The sequence below is a fragment of the Reyranella sp. genome, from assembly GCF_004297265.1.
In the GTDB taxonomy this organism is placed as follows: domain Bacteria; phylum Pseudomonadota; class Alphaproteobacteria; order Reyranellales; family Reyranellaceae; genus Reyranella.
The window spans coordinates 102,208-117,186 of sequence record NZ_SCUT01000048.1 but is presented as its reverse complement, the minus strand read 5'-3'; the positions used below and the strand labels follow the sequence as shown (position 1 = coordinate 117,186).

Here is a 14,979-nt window from a genome sequence, read left to right as displayed (position 1 = left end):
GGTCAGTCTCCTTGGAACGGTTGCCACGGCACGAGCCGCCGAGCGGCCCGATCGGTTGCGTAATAGAGAGCGAGGCCCAGCAGGCAGAGGATGACGAGGGCGGCGAAGGCGAGGGGCGTCTGGCCGCGGGCCAGCGACTGGGTCATCAGGAACCCGAGCCCGGCGCTGGCGCCGACCCATTCGCCGATCACCGCGCCGATCGGCGCCACGGCGGCGGCAATGCGGGCGCCCGAGGCGAAGGCAGGCAAGGCCGCCGGCAACCTGATGTGCAACAGTATCGCGCGCGGTGGGGCGTTCATGGTGCGGGCAAGCTCGAGCCAGCCCGGGTCTGTCCGGCGCAGGCCGTCGTAGAGGCTGCTGACGACCGGGAAGAAGATGACGAGGGCGGCCATCGCGACCTTGGACGCCATGCCGTAGCCCAGCCATAGGACCAGAAGCGGTGCGACGGCGATCACGGGGACGGCCTGCGAGACGATCACGAGCGGCAACGCCCAGCGCCGCCAGCCGGCCGAGGCGGCAAAGACGATGGCAAGGGCCGCCCCCAGCACGAGCCCCAGCATGAGCCCGAGGACCATCTCGGCGGCTGTCCACGCGGCCTGTTCGATCAGGAGATCGAACCGCTCGATCAGCACCACGGCAACGCGCGAGGGAGGTGGCAGGATGTAGGGCGGCACGCCGCTCAGCCACACGAGCGCTTCCCAGGCGGCGATCAGGCCGAAGGCCGTGAGCAGCGGCCTCACGAGCCTCTCCTCAGTTCGGCGATCAGCCGGGCCTGCAGGGCGAGGAGCCCGGCGTCGCCGGGATCGCGCGGCACGTCGCCGGAGGGTGCGATCACCGGGCCGACGGCGAACGGCATGCCCGACAGCACACGGATTTCGTGGCCGAGGCGCAATGCCTCCAGCGGATCGTGGGTGACCATCACGACCGTGCGTCCCCGAAGCAGGCGCGCCGCCAGGTCCTGGAGATCCAGCCGCGTCACCGCGTCGAGATGCCCGAAAGGCTCGTCCATCAGGACGATCTGCCGATCCTCGCAAAGCGTGCGCGCCAGGGCCGCCCGCTGGCGCATGCCGCCGGACAGGCTTTGCGGCAGGTCGTGCATGCGATCGCCAAGTCCCACTTCGGCGATGAGTGACCGCGCGCGCGGCTCGGCCGCCCGGCGTGCCGCCGCGTCGAGGCGCAGGCGGTAGCCCAGCAGCACGTTGTCGAGAACGCCGAGCCAGGGCAGCAGCAGGTCGCGCTGCGCCATGTAGGCGACCGGACCGGCCGCATCCGCCCCCGGCAGCAGGCCCGCGAGATGGCGCAGAAGGGAAGTCTTGCCGACGCCGCTGCGGCCCAGCAGGCAGGTGGTTTTTCCGCCGGGAAATTCGAGCGACAGATTCTCGGCCACGACATGGCCGTCGAGGACGATGTGGGCCGAACGCACCGAAAGAGCAGGCGAAGACGTCAACGAAGCCACCAGTCCCTACGCCGGCATTAACCGGATCAGGTTCGGGGTCGTTCTTTCGAACCTCTCAGCCGCCAGGCGGCTCCCCCCGATGAGCGGCCGCCACTATGGTTGCGTGACTCTGTTCATGCAAGCGTCATCGGTTTGACGAAATCGCCGTCCACGCTCTATGCCATGGCCATGGTTCAAGCAGTCACCCAGAGTTCTTCCAGGTCGGCGCTCGGCCGGCGTCTCTTCCTCGCAGCGCCCTTCGCGCTGGCCGGTGGGGCCGCTTGGGCGCAGCAGGGCGCCAACGATTTCCACTTCAAGCGCTCGTCGCTGGTGGTGGTGTCCGGCGGGCGCGAGATCAAGTTCGACGTCGAGCTCGCGCTGGACGACACCCAGCGCGCGCGGGGCCTGATGTTCCGCGAGAAGCTCGGCCCCTACGAGGGCATGCTGTTCGATTTCTACAAGGAAGCGCCGGTCAGCTTCTGGATGAAGAACACGCTGATCCCCCTCGACATGGTCTTCATCGCCGCCGACGGCACGATCAAGTCGGTCCACGCCAATGCGGTGCCGCACTCGACCGAGACCATCCCCAGCCAGTTCCCGGTGCGCGCCGTCCTCGAGATCAACGGCGGCAGCGCCAAGCTTTTGGGCATCAAGCCGGGCGACAAGGTCCTCCACCCGATCTTCGGGAATGCCTAGCGCTTCAACGCGCAGGTCATCCCGTCGCCGACGGCGAGAAGGGCGAGGTCGATCCGTCGATCGTCCTTCAGCTTCGTATTGAGGGCGCGCAGCGCCTGCGTGTCGCGATCGACTTCGGCGGGATCGGCGACCGAGCCACCCCACAGGACATTGTCGATCAACACCAGGCCGCCTGGCCGAACGAGTTTCAGGCAGCGCTCGTAGTAGGCGTCGTAGTCGTCCTTGTTGGCGTCGATGAAAGCGAGGTCGAGCTGGCCGGTGAGTCCCTGCGCCAGCAGCCAGTCGAGCGTACCGAGCGCCGGCCCGATCGTGAGTTCGATGCGACTGTCGAGGCCGGCTTCCTTCCAGTAGCGGCGCGCGACCTTCGTATAGTCGGTGCTGACGTCGCAGCACCACAGCTTGCCGTCGGGCGGCAGCGCGCCCGCGATGCACAGGGAGGAGTAGCCGGTGAAGGTGCCCACTTCGACGGCACGCCGGGCGCCGATGGCCCGCGCCAGGAGTTCGATCTGCTGGCCCTGATGGGCGGAGATCTGCATGCCGGCGCGTGGCAGCGTCGCGGTTTCCTCGCGCAGCCTGCGGCGCAGCGGCGGCTCGCGCAGCCAGTTGTCGTCGACATAGTCGTTCAATGGACCGTCGATTTTCGGCCAACTCTTCATGCTCTCTCCTGTTGGCTCGCCACGCCCGCCTCGCTAGGGTCGCTGCCCTGGAATGGCGGGAGTTGGGAGTAGGCATGTCGGATATCGAGATCGCACGGCGCGCAATCAAGAAGCCCATGAAAGAAGTCGCCGGACGGCTCGGCATCCCGGAAGAAGCTCTGGAACCGTACGGCCGGGACAAGGCGAAGCTCGATGGCGACTATGTGAAATCGCTCTCCGGCCGCAAGCCGGGGCACCTGATCCTGGTGACGGCCATCAACCCCACCAAGGCCGGCGAAGGCAAGACGACGACCACGATCGGTCTCGGCGATGCACTCAGCCGCCTCGGCAAGAAGACCGCGATCGCACTGCGGGAGCCGAGTCTGGGGCCCTGCTTCGGCCAGAAGGGCGGCGCCACCGGCGGCGGCCAGGCGCAGATCGTGCCGATGGCCGACATCAACCTGCATTTTACCGGCGACTTCCACGCGATCACGACGGCCCACAACCTGCTGGCCGCGATGCTGGACAATCACATCTACTGGGGAAACACGCTGGGCATCGACAGCCGCCGCGTGTTCTGGCCGCGGGTGCTCGACATGAACGACCGCGCGCTGCGCGACACCGTCGTCAGCCTGGGCGGGGTCGCCAACGGATTTCCGCGACAGGCGCGCTTCGACATCACGACGGCATCGGAGGTCATGGCGATCCTCTGCCTCGCAGACGACCTCGAGGATCTCGAGGCGCGGCTGGCGCGGATCGTCGTGGCCGAGACCCGCGAGGGCAGGCCGATCACGGCGGGCGACCTCAAGGCGGCCGGTGCGATGGCGGCCGTGCTGAAGGACGCCGCCAAGCCGAACCTGGTGCAGACGCTGGAAAACAATCCGGTGCTGATCCATGGCGGCCCGTTCGCCAACATCGCGCACGGCTGCAATTCGGTCATCGCCACGCGCGCGGCGCTGGCGCTCGGCGACTATGTCGTCACCGAAGCGGGCTTCGGCGCCGACCTGGGGGCGGAAAAGTTTCTGGACATCAAATGCCGGCAGGCTGGGCTCGAGCCCGGCCTGGCCGTGGTCGTCGCGACCGTGCGCGCGCTCAAGCTCCACGGCGGGGCCGACGAGAAGGCGCTGGCCAAGGAGGATGTCGGCGCCGTCGAGCGTGGCCTGCCCAACCTGCTGCGCCATGTCGAGAATCTGCGGAAATTCGGGCTGCCGGTCCTGGTTGCCATCAACCGCTTCCTCACCGATACGCCGGCCGAGCTGGAGCTGATCGAGGCGCAGTGCGCGGTAGCCGGTGCGAAGGCCTATCTCTGCGAGCACTGGGCCAGGGGCGGCGCCGGCGCGGAAGACCTCGCAGGGGCCGTGGTCGCGACGCTCGACGAAGGCAACGCGGCTTTCAGGCCGCTCTATCCCGACGACCTGCCGCTTGCCGGGAAGATCGAGACGATCGCGCGCGAGATCTATCGTGCTTCGGGCATAGCGATCGCGGGATCGGCACAGCGGCGCCTCAAGGCACTGGAGGCCGCGGGTTACGGCAAGCTGCCCGTCTGCATCGCCAAGACACAGTACAGCTTCGCCGCCGATCCGGAGCTGCGCGGCGCCCCGACGGGCCATACGCTGCCCATCCGCGAGGTGCGCCTGTCGGCCGGCGCCGGTTTCGTCGTCGCGATGGCGGGCGAGATCATGAGCATGCCGGGGCTGCCGCGCGTGCCGGCCGCGGAAAGCATCCGGCTGACGGCGGACGGTCAGGTGGAAGGGATCTTCTGAGCCATGCGTTACTATTCTTTCGTCACGGTGGACGTCTTCACCGAGCGGCGCTTCGGCGGAAACCCGCTCGCGGTCTTTCCGGATGCGACCGGCATGACCGACGCGGAGATGCAGTCGCTCGCCGCCGAGTTCAACCTCAGCGAAACGACCTTCGTGCTGCCGCCCGAGGATCCGAAGAATACCGCGCGCGTTCGCATCTTCACGCGCACCCGCGAAATGCCGTTTGCCGGCCATCCCAATGTCGGCACGGCCTATGTGCTTGCGCAGCAGGGTCTGGACGAGAGGGGCAAGCTCCTGTTCGAGGAACTGGCGGGCCTCGTCGAGATCGACGTCGAGCGTGACGCGGCGAATATGCCCATCGGCGCCACGATCGCCGCGCCGCAGCCGCTCTCGCTCGGGCCCGAACTCGCGGTCGAGACGGTCGCCGCCTGCGCCGGCCTGGAGCCGTCCGACATTCGCCTGGGCGGGCACCGGCCTGTGGAGGCGTCGCTCGGCAATCCGTTTGTCATCGCCGAAGTCGAGGCATCCGCCCTGTCACGCGCCACGCCGGACTTCGCCTCGTTCCGGCGGGCCCTCGAACAGACACCGGCCCTGAACGGGCGGCTGGGACTCTACCTCTACGCCCATGCCGGGCAGGGGAGCGTTCAGGCCCGCATGTTCGCACCGCTGGGCGGCACGATCGAGGACGCCGCGACCGGCAGCGCCGCCGGCCCGCTCGGCGCGCTGCTGCTGTCGCTATCAGATGCCCCGGAACTTCGCCTCGACATCCATCAGGGCGTCGTCATGGGACGGCCGAGCCTGCTGCGGGTGGTGGCGCGCCGCGGCACCGACGGCATCCGGGCGACCATTGCCGGCCGGTGCGTGACGGTCCTGCGCGGCGTAGCCCAGCTCTAGGTCAGTGCGGCCGGAAGGCGTGCTGCTTGAGATCGCCGAGCGATACGACGTGGAGGGTGACAGCGTGGGTTGCCTCAAGCACGACCTGCGGCGCGACGTTGGCGTCGAAGGCCTCTTTCCATCGGCTGGCGCACAGGCACCAGCGGTCGCCGGGTTTCAGACCGGGGAAGCCGTATTGCGGCATCGGCGTGCTGAGATCGTTGCCGCGCGACCTGGAAAACACGAGGAACTCGGCAGTCAGGACGACGCAAACCGTGTGCAGGCCGATATCCTCGGCGCCGGTGTTGCAGCAGCCGTCGCGGTAGAATCCGGTGACCGGCCGGGTGGAGCAGGGTTCCAGCACGCCGCCCAGCACGTTTATGGAGGGGGCGCGGCGGTCGGGGCGGCCCTGCTCGGGCGTCTGATCGAACATGGATCTAACGTAGCATCTGGAATTTGAGCTTTCGAGGCGGCTGGGCCGCTGGTAGAAACCCTCGCGTCAAAGAGGTGTATCGGCGGGGCGTAGCGCAGTCTGGTAGCGCGTCTGCCTTGGGCGCAGAAGGTCGTCGGTTCGAATCCGGCCGCCCCGACCACGCCCGAAAACGGAGTTAGCGGAAGCCATGCAGGTTCGCATCTTCAAGCCGGCCAAGACGGCCATGCAGTCGGGAACGGCCAATACCCATGAGTGGGTGCTGGAGCCGGAGCCGTCGCGCAAGGAGATCGACCCGCTGATGGGTTGGACCAGCTCCCGCAACACGATGCAGCAGGTCCGCCTGTTCTTCCCGACCCTCGAGGAAGCCAAGGCCCATGCCGAAAAGAACGGCTGGCAGTATACGGTCGAGCAGCCGCACAGCCGGCCGGTGAGGCCGAAGGCTTACGCCGACAATTTCGCCTTCAACCGCGTCGGCCGCTGGACGCACTGAACGTCCAGGCCGGGCGTGTGATATCGAGACGGCAGGCGCCCGTAGCTCAGTGGATAGAGCAACCGCCTTCTAAGCGGTAGGCCGCTGGTTCGAATCCAGCCGGGCGCGCCACCTCGACGGACGGGCCAATAACGCAATCGACTGAGATGGGGCGGGTCGGCCAACAGGGCTTCGGTGATCGCACGCATCGCAGATGAAACGCATTTGCAAGGCAGCATCCCTCTATTGCATGCGATTCATTATCAGTGCCATATTTCTTCCGTGATAATAACTCGCATTCTCCTCATTTAAGAGGAGGCGAGTGAATTTCCGGGGAGTAATCATGGCAAAGCGCGTACCGGTAAAGACAGCCTTGGTGGGTCTGCTTGTGGCCCCATCGGCAATGGCCCAGCAGGAAACCGCCCAGACCCCGGCACCGGCGCCAGCCACCCCCTCCACCGAGAACCAGCCCGCCGATCCCTCGGCCGCCCCGGCAACCATGCAGACGGTGACGGTCACCGGCAGCCGTCCCAGCGAAGACTTCCAGGTCACCCGCGGCTCGATCAACCGCTTGGGCGCCGCCAACCTGATGGACGTGCCGCAGTCCGTGGTCGTCATCAACCGCGCCCTGATGCAGTCGCAGGGCGTGACCAGGCTGGAAGACGCCGTCCGCAATGCGCCGGGCGTCACCATCGGCTCGGCCGAAGGCGGCGCCATCGGCACGAACATCAACATCAACGGCTTCTCGGCCCGCACCGACATCTATCTCGACGGCATGCGCGACCGCGGCCAGTACTATCGCGACGTGTTCGCCCTGGAGCAGGTCGAGGTGCTGATGGGCCCGTCCTCGATGCTGTTCGGCCGCGGCTCGACCGGCGGCGTCATCAACCAGGTGACCAAGAAGCCGTTCCTGAAGCAGGCGACCGAGCTCAGCGCCCAGGCGACCACCAACGGCCTCGTGCGCACCACCGCCGACGTCAACACGCCGTTCGAGGAGACCAACGCGGCCCGCGTATCGGCGATGTTCCAGGTCGGCAAGGCCTCGACCGTCGACCAGACCAACGTGCTCGACTTCGGCCTCGCGCCGAGCGTCAAGCTCGGCATCGGCACCCCGACCGAGATCACGCTGGGTGCGATCCTTCAGCATCGCAAGGACCAGGTGAACTACGGCGTCCCGAACCTGAACGGCTACCCGCTGAATGCACCGCGCAACACCGCCTGGGGATTCAGCGACGACTATACCGAGCAGGATGTCATCGCCCTGCAGAGCCTGATCGAGCACAAGTTCGCGCCGAACCTGAACCTGCGCAACCAGACGGAGTTCGTCTGGGTGAACACGTCCGTGCGTGAAACGTCCGGTGGCTTCGTCGGCACGCTCGGCTCCAACGGAGGATTCGTGGCGGCTCCGCGCGGCCCGAACAACATTCCCTATAGCGCGGCGCCACTCGGGAACCTGTGGATCCGCCAGCTCAGCCGCGACCGCAACATCAACGACATCACGGTCGAGAACCAGACCGAGGTGTTGGCCAAGTTCGATACCGGCACCGTCGGCCACACTTTGCTGATGGGCATCGACCTCAACTACGAATCCTACAGCAACAAGGCGTTCAGCCGCACCGGTACGTGTAACGGCGTCGCGCTTCCAGCCGGCTCAGTGGGCTGCACGCCGGCCGGCTACACGGTCGGCGCCAGCACGCCCGGCAACGTCGCACAGGTGCCGGGCAACTATGCCTCTTCGCAGGCCTGGGGGGCGGGCTTCTACTTCAACGATACGATCCAGGTCCTTCCCGAACTGAAGCTGGTCGGCGGCCTGCGCTGGGACTACTACGCGGCGACGATCGGCAACTCGATCAACAGTGCCAACACGCCGGGCAACAATTCGGTTCCCTTCCTGTATCAGGCCGACACCTTCACCAGCGTTCGTGGCGGCGTGATCTTCGAGCCGACGCCGCAGCAGTCGTACTACGTGTCCTACAGCACCTCGTTCAACCCGTCGCTGGAGCAGCTCACCTCGACGACCGGTACCTCCACCTTGCCGCCGGAAAACAACGCTGGCTGGGAAGCCGGGGTAAAATACGAGTTGCTGAATGCGAACCTGTCGCTCAACGCCGCGGTGTTCTCGATCATCAAGAACAACGCACGCACGGCCAATCCGGACGGCAGCTACTCGCCGACCGGCAACGTGCAGGTGACCGGCGGCCGTGTCGGGGTCTCGGGCCGCATCACGCCGGAATGGCAGGTCTTCGGCGGTTACGCCCACCTCAACGGCGTGATCCTGAACGGGCTCAGCTACCAGAACGGAATCGGCAACACGACCGGCAAGGTGCCGCTCAACACGCCGACCGACTCGGCAAACCTCTGGACGACCTACACGTTCAAGGAAACCTACGAGATCGGCGGCGGCTTCTTCTATGTCGGCCAACGCTATGCCAACAACGCCAACACGGTGGTCGTGCCGGCCTATACCCGGTTCGATCTGACGGCGGCCTACAAGCAGCCGACCTACGACGTGCGTCTCAACGTCTACAACCTGTTCAACTCGATCTACTACGATGGCGTCATCGCCTCGGACGGTGGTCGCGCGGTCATGGGTGCCGGTACGACCGGCATGATCACGCTGAACTACCGGCTGTGATGACGGAAGCCGCCGCCCGTCATGCTGGTCTGTGTTCCCAATGTTCTCGGCGCCGCGCAGCTCGTCAGCCTGCGCGAGCGTCTCGAGCGCTCGAATTCCTGGGTCGACGGTCGCGTGACCGCCGGCTACCAGGGCGCACCCGTCAAGTTCAACCAGCAGATCGACGAGAGGTCCGAGACGGCGATCGCCTGCCAGCGCATCGTCGGGGCGGCGCTGGAGGTCCATCCGGTCTTCATCAGCGCCGTTCTGCCGAACGAGATCTACCCGCCCATGTTCAACCGCTACGGCGAGGGCATGCGGTTCGGCCCGCATGTCGACGGCAGCGTGCGCATCAACCCGCACAGCGGGCGCAAGCTGCGCACCGACGTGTCAGCGACGTTGTTCCTCAGCAACCCCGAGGACTATGACGGCGGCGAGCTGCTGATCGAGGACACGTACGGCCAGCACAGCGTCAAGCTGGCGGCCGGCGACATGGTCGTCTATCCGGCGACCAGCCTGCATTCGGTGGCGCCGATCACCCGCGGCGTGCGGCTGGCCTGCTTCTTCTGGACGCAGAGCCTGATCCGCGACGACATGCAGCGATCCCTGCTGCACGACATGGACAATGCCATCCAGCGCCTGAACGAGACCAGTGCAGATGAGGCGGCACGCCGGTCGCTGATCGGCTGCTACCACAACCTCGTGCGGCAATGGAGCGAGACCTGATGAGCGTCGCCGCGGCCGCGGCGGGGAAGGCCGGCAAGGTCAACCGCCGCCTGACGTTCGTGCGCTGGGTGCGCAAGACCCATGGGTGGTTCGGCCTCTGGGGTGCGCTGCTGGGTCTCCTGTTCGGGTTCAGCGGCGTCTGGCTGAATCATCGCAACACGATGAAGCTGACCTTGCCCGACCAGAAGCAGATCAACGCGCAGCTCGAACTGCCCGACCCGCGGCCTCAGACTATCGAGGCAATGGGCGCCTGGCTGCAGCAGACGCTGAAGCTCGATCGCGGGCCGAACAATATACGTGTCGAGCGCGCGCGGCCCGTTCCGTGGGGCGAGCGGAGTGGTGAGGGCAATGCCCGCCCGCTGCAACAACCCGAGCGCTGGCTGATGAACCTCGGCGGTCCCAACCATCTGGTGCAGGCGGAGTATTGGGTCGGCAACAAATCGCTGTCTGTGCGCACGACTGAGAACGGACTCGTGGCGACGCTGACGAACCTTCACAAGGGCACGGCGATGCCCGTGCCGTGGATCCTGTTGATCGACACGCTGGCCGGCAGCATGATCTTTCTGTCGATCAGCGGCGTCATCCTGTGGTGGGAAACGCATCGCAAGCGCGCGGTCGGCATCACGATTTTCGCCGTCTCCGTGGCCGCCACGGTGGCATTCGCCGTCAGTCCGCTCCAGTTGTAGGGGCGATGCAGTGGTAGATCCCGTGTCCTCGAGTCCGCCTGTCGTGGAGCCCGGCCCGCCGGGGCCCTCGCGCGAGCCGCTTTCGACTGCAGCGCGGCGCGGAATCCTGGTGCTGGTGATCTTCTTCCACGTGGGAGGAGGCTGGGCGCTGACGCAGGTCGAGCCAGTGAAGCTGGTGGTTGGCGACATCGCGCCGATGGAGGTGCGGATGGTACCGGCCGAGGAGCCGGCCCAGGTCGAGATCGAGGATTCGGAGCCGCCGCCACCGGTCGACCTGAAACCCCCGCCGCCGGACCTGGCGACCATCGTCGACCCGCCGCCACCCGACCTGCCGCCGCCGGAATTCCCGCTGGCCAAGATCGACCTGCCGCCGCCGGACGAGCCGCCGCCGCCAGAGATGCCGCCGCCGGAGAAGAAGGTCGAGCCGAAGCCAAAGCCCCCGGAGCCCAAGCCGGTGCAGCGCAAGCCGCAACCGGCGCGCCCCGCGGCCCCGGTCGAGCCGGGCCCGCAGCAGGCCGCGCCCGCGGCGCCAGCCGCGCCGCGCACGGTTCAGGCCTCGCAGCTCGGCTGGCTGGTGCAGCCCAATCCGGCCTACCCGGCACGTTCGCGCCGCGCGGGCGAGCAGGGTACGGCGACGGTCCGCGTCCTGGTCGACGTGACCGGCCGGCCGGCCCAGGTCTCGCTGGCGTCGTCGTCGGGCCACGCCGATCTCGACCAGGCGGCGCTCAGCGCCGTCCGCGCCGCACAATTCCGACCCTATGTCGAGCGCGGCATGGCGCAGGCGGTCTGGGTCCACGTTCCGATCAAATTCGTATTGCAGTAGGAGAGCATCTCATGGGCGACGCATCGGCCCTGGGCTTCGGCCATTTTCTCGCGCAGGCGGACATCGTCGCGAAGGTCCTGCTGGGCGTGCTGGCAGTGATGTCGGCGATCTCCTGGTACCTGATCATCTACAAGGGGATCGGGCAGATCATCCGCCAGGAGCGCAGTCGCCGGTTCCTCAATTTCTTCTGGAGCGCGACCTCGCTCGAGCAGGTGCAGAACGAGCTCAGCATCCATGGCGTGCGCGAGCCGTTCGGCCATCTCACGGCGCACTCGCTGCACGCCCAGGCGCACCACGCCAAGTTCGGCGCGGCCAAGCTCGAGGAGGCGGGCAGCGAGACCGAGTTCCTGACGCGCACCATCAAGAAGGTGCTCGACGAGGAGACGACCTCACTGGAGAACGGCCTCACGATGCTCGCCACGATCGGCGCCACGGCGCCGTTCGTGGGCCTGTTCGGCACGGTATGGGGCGTCTATCACGCGCTGGTGGCCATCGGCATGTCGGGCTCGGGCATGCTCGACAAGGTGGCCGGTCCGGTGGGCGAGGCGCTGATCATGACGGGCATCGGCCTCGCCGTCGCCCTTCCGGCGGTCATGGGCTACAACTGGCTGACCCGGTCCAATCGCGTGCTGACGGCCAAGCTCGACGCGTTCGCCTTCGAACTGCTGACCTTCCTGTCGATGGGCCGTGCGCTGCAGGCCGGCCGCAAGCCGGGCAGCGTGCCACTCGCGGCCGTGAACTGAGGGAGGCGGGCAATGGCATTCGGAAGTTTCGAACGCAAGACCTCGTCCCAGCCGATGGCCGAGATCAACATGGTGCCTCTGATCGACGTGGTGCTGGTGCTGCTGGTCATCTTCATCGTGACGGCGCCGCTGCTCACCAACGTGGTCAAGCTCGACCTGCCCAAGGCGACGGCCAACGCCGACCTGCAGAAACCCGAGAAGATCGAGTTCGCGATCGACGCGCAGGGCGCCCTGCACTGGGGCGGCGAGCGCCTGACCCGCGAGGAGGCGCAGGAGAAGTTCGCCGAGGCCGGCCGCAAGCGGCCGCAGCCCGAGGTCTATCTCCGCGCCGACGCCACCGTGCCCTACCGCTACGTCATGGAGACGCTCGCCGACGCCTCCAAGGGCGGCCTCTCCAAGATCGCCTTCGTCAGCGAACCGGCACGCTGAGTCGCTAGCTCCGAGATCCGGCGAAGCTCACGGTGGCGACACCGGCGCCGACCAGCAGGCCGCCGCCCACCTTGTTGACCACGCCGATGGCGCGCGGATCGGAGGCCAGCCGTCGGGCGCGCGACGCGACCAGCGCGTAGCCGAAGGCGTTGGCGAAGGCGAGGACCAGGAAGGTTGTCTCGAAGACCAGCATCTGGGTCAGGAAGTCCGCCCTGGGATCGAGGAAGGCGGGCAGGAAGGCCACGAAGAAGGTGATGCTCTTGGGGTTGAGCGCCGTCACCAGCCAGGCGTGGCCCAGCATCTTTGCGGCGGAAACGGCGTCGGTCCGCGGCGCGGCGTCGAGCGTGCCGCCGGCGCGCCAGAGCTTGATGCCGAGATAGACCAGATAGGCTGCGCCCACCCACTTCAGGATCGTGAACAACGTGGCCGAGGTCGCGAGCAGGGCGCCCAGGCCCAGCATCGAGAGGGTCATGGCGGTGAAGTCTCCCAGCGCCACGCCGATGGCCATGGGCAGCGCGGTCCGCCAGCCCTGGCCCAGCGCATAGGAAACGACCAGCAGGACGGTCGGGCCGGGGATCACCAGAAGGACGCTCGACGCGGCGGCAAAGGCAGCCCAAGTCTCGAATGTCATGAAAGCTCCATCGGATACCGGGAGATCAAGCCACGCCCGAATCGCGACGTCAGCCGGAATTTGGCCTCTTTCCATCGTCAAGATTAAACGCTATCTGATCTTGCTGGAGGCCGGATGACCCGCACCAAGGCACGAGGCTATCACCATGGCGACCTGCGCGAGGCGCTGGTCGCGTCGGGGCGCAAGCTCCTCGAGGAGAAGGGCATCCGTGGCTTCACCCTTCGTGAATGCGCGCGTCGTGCCGAGGTCTCCCATGCAGCGCCCGCCCACCATTTCGCGTCGATGGACGATCTGCTGGCCGAGCTGGTGCGCCGCGGCTTCGCCGAGCTGACGGCCGCCATGACGGCCGAGGTCCAGCGCGTCGAGGACGAGCCGGCGGCCCGTCTGGTCGGTCTCGGCGTGGGCTACATGGCCTTCGCTGCGGCCAATCCGACGCTGTTCCAGCTCATGTTCAGCCGCGAGGCCAACCGCATCGAACTCAAGGAAGGGGACGAGGGCGCGGAGGGTGTTCGTCGTCTGCAGGCCGCGGTCGTCGACGAGGTGCTGGCGCACGCCTCCGGCGAGCTACGCCAGCGCGCGGCCGACTTCGCCTGGGCCTCCATGCACGGCTTCATCACGCTGGTGCTCGAGGGCGAGATCGGCGGCCGCGATTCGTCCCGGGCGCTGAAGACCCGCGGGCTGGCCGCTCTCGCGGCCATGGCTGAGACGGTGGTGCGGCTGGCCCGGTCCTGAACCCGGCCGACGTTCAGAGAGGGATGCGGAACAGCAGGGCTTCGCTGCCGCCGTGTGCTGCGACCTTCGTGAAGCGATCGACGAGGACGCCACCGTTGGCCGTGATGACCTTCTGCGAGGGCAGATTGTCCGGGTCCGTCGTCAGGTCGACATGCGGTAACCCGTGCCGCCGGATCTCCTTCAGGAGCATCCCCAGCGCCAGGGTCGCGTAGCCCCGTTGGCGCTTCCATGGCGCCACGGCATAGCCGATATGGCCAAGAACGTAAGCGGGGAGCGCCGCCGTCCCCGGCTGCCAGCGAAAGCCGATCGAGCCGCAGAACTCGCCGTCCCACATCCAGCGGCGATAGCCTGGCATGCGGGCGACCATCGTGCCATCGGGCAGGGTGATGGGGCCGGCCTTGGCCTCGGGATCGTCCAGCGAGGCCACGAAGGCCGCCGGATCGGCTTCGATGCGGGCCAACTCCTCGCGCGGCGCCTCGTCGACCCGCACATTGTCGGGCGACCAGCCGCGGCGGAGCGCGTCGGCATAGCCGTCGAGATGGGCGAGATCGGGCACGATGAGCTGCAACGGACTTTCCTTTTGGCCGGGCGGGTGCTGTAGCATGCCGGGCCATGAGTTCCAGCCCCATCCTCGTCCTCGATATCGATGGCGTCGTCTCGCTCGCCCAGCCGGGCTCGCCGCATCCTTGGTACGCGACCTTGAAGGAGGACTGGGGCCTCGACCACGACAGCGAACTGGCGCCGGAATTCTTCCTCAAGCCCGAGTTCATGGAGGTCCTGCGCGGCCGGCTCGATCTCTACGTGGCCCTGCACGCGTATTTCGAGACCAAGGGCCTGGCCGACCGGCTCGAGGAATTCGTCTCCTATTGGTTCGAGAAGGATGCCGACATCGATCGGGGCGTCCTCGCGCAGGCCGACGCCTGGCGCCGGCGCACCGGCGGCCGCGTCTATGCGGCGACCAACCAGGAGCATCACCGCATCGCCTACCTGCGCGACCATCTCGGCCTCGGCGCGCATTTCGACGAGATCGTCTATTCGGCGGCGCTGGGCGTCTGCAAGCCCGAGCGCGTGTTCTACACCAACGCCCAGGCGCGCATGGGCGTCACCGTCGCGCAGTCGATCCTGTTCGTCGACGACAAGACCAGCAACGTCGACGGCGCCCGCATGGCCGGCTGGCGCGCCATGCTCTATCGCGGCCCCGAGAGCCTCGAACGGGCATTGGCCGGTTGGGGGTGAAGGCGGAAGCAACGGAGCGCGCCACTCCAGTGGCGCGCTCCAATGAGGATTACGC

18 protein-coding genes, 2 tRNA genes and 1 riboswitch are annotated in these 14,979 nt (G+C 67.2%); of the genes, 14 read left to right on the top strand and 6 right to left on the bottom strand.

Annotation, left to right across the window (positions count from 1 at the left end; genetic code table 11):
* Positions 1-2: 2 nt before the first annotated feature.
* Positions 3-740 (bottom strand): ABC transporter permease, encoded by a 738-nt coding sequence (locus EPO41_RS21165; RefSeq protein WP_296329274.1) that lies wholly within the window; start codon positions 738-740, stop codon positions 3-5.
* On the bottom strand, positions 737-1,447 hold the full coding sequence (locus EPO41_RS21160; RefSeq protein ID WP_296329271.1) for an ATP-binding cassette domain-containing protein: 711 nt from the start codon (positions 1,445-1,447) through the stop codon (positions 737-739). Before EPO41_RS21160 ends, EPO41_RS21165 begins: the two co-directional genes overlap by 4 nt.
* Positions 1,442-1,543, bottom strand: a riboswitch (TPP riboswitch). Its footprint overlaps the gene before it by 6 nt.
* A gap of 81 nt (positions 1,544-1,624) precedes the next feature.
* Between EPO41_RS21160 and EPO41_RS21155 the strand changes: the two genes are divergently transcribed.
* The gene (locus tag EPO41_RS21155) at positions 1,625-2,131 is read left to right on the top strand and encodes a DUF192 domain-containing protein (protein ID WP_296329270.1); all 507 of its coding nucleotides are present in this window, start codon (positions 1,625-1,627) and stop codon (positions 2,129-2,131) included.
* Here EPO41_RS21155 and EPO41_RS21150 read toward each other — a convergent pair.
* Complete coding sequence (locus EPO41_RS21150) at positions 2,128-2,787, bottom strand: class I SAM-dependent methyltransferase (protein ID WP_296329267.1); 660 nt, start codon at positions 2,785-2,787, stop codon at positions 2,128-2,130. The genes EPO41_RS21155 and EPO41_RS21150 overlap by 4 nt on opposite strands.
* Before the next feature lie 74 nt (positions 2,788-2,861).
* On the opposite strand from EPO41_RS21150, the gene EPO41_RS21145 reads away from it, so the two are divergent.
* The gene (locus EPO41_RS21145; RefSeq protein ID WP_296329265.1) at positions 2,862-4,529 is read left to right on the top strand and encodes a formate--tetrahydrofolate ligase; all 1,668 of its coding nucleotides are present in this window, start codon (positions 2,862-2,864) and stop codon (positions 4,527-4,529) included.
* Positions 4,530-4,532: 3 nt separating this feature from the next.
* Positions 4,533-5,423 (top strand): PhzF family phenazine biosynthesis protein, encoded by an 891-nt coding sequence (locus EPO41_RS21140; protein ID WP_296329262.1) that lies wholly within the window; start codon positions 4,533-4,535, stop codon positions 5,421-5,423.
* A 1-nt stretch (position 5,424) separates the two neighbouring features.
* Here the strand turns inward: EPO41_RS21140 and EPO41_RS21135 are convergent, their stop codons facing one another.
* Entirely contained in the window at positions 5,425-5,835 is a 411-nt protein-coding gene (locus EPO41_RS21135) for a DUF2237 domain-containing protein (RefSeq protein WP_296329259.1), read from the bottom strand.
* An 83-nt stretch (positions 5,836-5,918) separates the two neighbouring features.
* Here EPO41_RS21135 and EPO41_RS21130 point away from each other — a divergent pair.
* From EPO41_RS21130 to EPO41_RS21090, 9 genes are all read left to right on the top strand, one after another.
* Positions 5,919-5,995 (top strand) — tRNA-Pro (locus EPO41_RS21130).
* Positions 5,996-6,022: 27 nt separating this feature from the next.
* On the top strand, positions 6,023-6,325 hold the full coding sequence (locus tag EPO41_RS21125; protein WP_296329257.1) for an ETC complex I subunit: 303 nt from the start codon (positions 6,023-6,025) through the stop codon (positions 6,323-6,325).
* A 35-nt stretch (positions 6,326-6,360) separates the two neighbouring features.
* Positions 6,361-6,436 (top strand) — tRNA-Arg (locus EPO41_RS21120).
* A 211-nt stretch (positions 6,437-6,647) separates the two neighbouring features.
* Positions 6,648-8,939 (top strand): TonB-dependent receptor, encoded by a 2,292-nt coding sequence (locus EPO41_RS21115; protein ID WP_296329254.1) that lies wholly within the window; start codon positions 6,648-6,650, stop codon positions 8,937-8,939.
* A gap of 21 nt (positions 8,940-8,960) precedes the next feature.
* Positions 8,961-9,644, top strand: coding sequence for a Fe2+-dependent dioxygenase (locus EPO41_RS21110; protein WP_296329250.1), 684 nt, complete (start codon positions 8,961-8,963; stop codon positions 9,642-9,644).
* Entirely contained in the window at positions 9,644-10,330 is a 687-nt protein-coding gene (locus EPO41_RS21105) for a PepSY-associated TM helix domain-containing protein (protein ID WP_296329247.1), read from the top strand. The genes EPO41_RS21110 and EPO41_RS21105 overlap by 1 nt, the downstream gene beginning before the upstream one ends.
* Positions 10,331-10,352: 22 nt before the next feature.
* Positions 10,353-11,153, top strand: coding sequence for an energy transducer TonB (locus tag EPO41_RS21100; protein WP_296329244.1), 801 nt, complete (start codon positions 10,353-10,355; stop codon positions 11,151-11,153).
* A gap of 11 nt (positions 11,154-11,164) precedes the next feature.
* Positions 11,165-11,896: a MotA/TolQ/ExbB proton channel family protein gene (locus EPO41_RS21095; protein ID WP_296329241.1), complete on the top strand. Its 732-nt coding sequence runs from the start codon at positions 11,165-11,167 to the stop codon at positions 11,894-11,896.
* Positions 11,897-11,908: 12 nt separating this feature from the next.
* Positions 11,909-12,325, top strand: coding sequence for a biopolymer transporter ExbD (locus tag EPO41_RS21090; protein ID WP_296329239.1), 417 nt, complete (start codon positions 11,909-11,911; stop codon positions 12,323-12,325).
* Between the two features lie 4 nt (positions 12,326-12,329).
* Here EPO41_RS21090 and EPO41_RS21085 read toward each other — a convergent pair whose 3' ends face one another.
* Positions 12,330-12,956, bottom strand: coding sequence for a LysE family translocator (locus EPO41_RS21085; RefSeq protein WP_296329237.1), 627 nt, complete (start codon positions 12,954-12,956; stop codon positions 12,330-12,332).
* A gap of 114 nt (positions 12,957-13,070) precedes the next feature.
* Here EPO41_RS21085 and EPO41_RS21080 point away from each other — a divergent pair, with 114 nt between their 5' ends.
* On the top strand, positions 13,071-13,688 hold the full coding sequence (locus EPO41_RS21080; protein WP_296329235.1) for a TetR/AcrR family transcriptional regulator: 618 nt from the start codon (positions 13,071-13,073) through the stop codon (positions 13,686-13,688).
* A 13-nt stretch (positions 13,689-13,701) separates the two neighbouring features.
* Here EPO41_RS21080 and EPO41_RS21075 read toward each other — a convergent pair whose 3' ends face one another.
* Positions 13,702-14,292, bottom strand: a complete 591-nt coding sequence (locus tag EPO41_RS21075) for a GNAT family N-acetyltransferase (RefSeq protein WP_296329233.1) — start codon at positions 14,290-14,292, stop codon at positions 13,702-13,704.
* 8 nt (positions 14,293-14,300) lie between these two features.
* On the opposite strand from EPO41_RS21075, the gene EPO41_RS21070 reads away from it, so the two are divergent.
* Positions 14,301-14,924: an HAD-IA family hydrolase gene (locus EPO41_RS21070; protein WP_296329230.1), complete on the top strand. Its 624-nt coding sequence runs from the start codon at positions 14,301-14,303 to the stop codon at positions 14,922-14,924.
* Positions 14,925-14,979: the final 55 nt, after the last annotated feature.

Coding starts and splice junctions, on each gene's coding strand:
- EPO41_RS21155 (WP_296329270.1), top strand. CDS start 1,625: ATGGTTCAAGCAGTCACCCAGAGTTCTTCCAGGTCGGCGCTCGGCCGG.
- EPO41_RS21150 (WP_296329267.1), bottom strand. CDS start 2,787: ATGAAGAGTTGGCCGAAAATCGACGGTCCATTGAACGACTATGTCGAC.
- EPO41_RS21145 (WP_296329265.1), top strand. CDS start 2,862: ATGTCGGATATCGAGATCGCACGGCGCGCAATCAAGAAGCCCATGAAA.
- EPO41_RS21140 (WP_296329262.1), top strand. CDS start 4,533: ATGCGTTACTATTCTTTCGTCACGGTGGACGTCTTCACCGAGCGGCGC.
- EPO41_RS21135 (WP_296329259.1), bottom strand. CDS start 5,835: ATGTTCGATCAGACGCCCGAGCAGGGCCGCCCCGACCGCCGCGCCCCC.
- EPO41_RS21125 (WP_296329257.1), top strand. CDS start 6,023: ATGCAGGTTCGCATCTTCAAGCCGGCCAAGACGGCCATGCAGTCGGGA.
- EPO41_RS21115 (WP_296329254.1), top strand. CDS start 6,648: ATGGCAAAGCGCGTACCGGTAAAGACAGCCTTGGTGGGTCTGCTTGTG.
- EPO41_RS21110 (WP_296329250.1), top strand. CDS start 8,961: ATGCTGGTCTGTGTTCCCAATGTTCTCGGCGCCGCGCAGCTCGTCAGC.
- EPO41_RS21105 (WP_296329247.1), top strand. CDS start 9,644: ATGAGCGTCGCCGCGGCCGCGGCGGGGAAGGCCGGCAAGGTCAACCGC.
- EPO41_RS21095 (WP_296329241.1), top strand. CDS start 11,165: ATGGGCGACGCATCGGCCCTGGGCTTCGGCCATTTTCTCGCGCAGGCG.
- EPO41_RS21090 (WP_296329239.1), top strand. CDS start 11,909: ATGGCATTCGGAAGTTTCGAACGCAAGACCTCGTCCCAGCCGATGGCC.
- EPO41_RS21085 (WP_296329237.1), bottom strand. CDS start 12,956: ATGACATTCGAGACTTGGGCTGCCTTTGCCGCCGCGTCGAGCGTCCTT.
- EPO41_RS21080 (WP_296329235.1), top strand. CDS start 13,071: ATGACCCGCACCAAGGCACGAGGCTATCACCATGGCGACCTGCGCGAG.
- EPO41_RS21075 (WP_296329233.1), bottom strand. CDS start 14,292: ATGCTACAGCACCCGCCCGGCCAAAAGGAAAGTCCGTTGCAGCTCATC.
- EPO41_RS21070 (WP_296329230.1), top strand. CDS start 14,301: ATGAGTTCCAGCCCCATCCTCGTCCTCGATATCGATGGCGTCGTCTCG.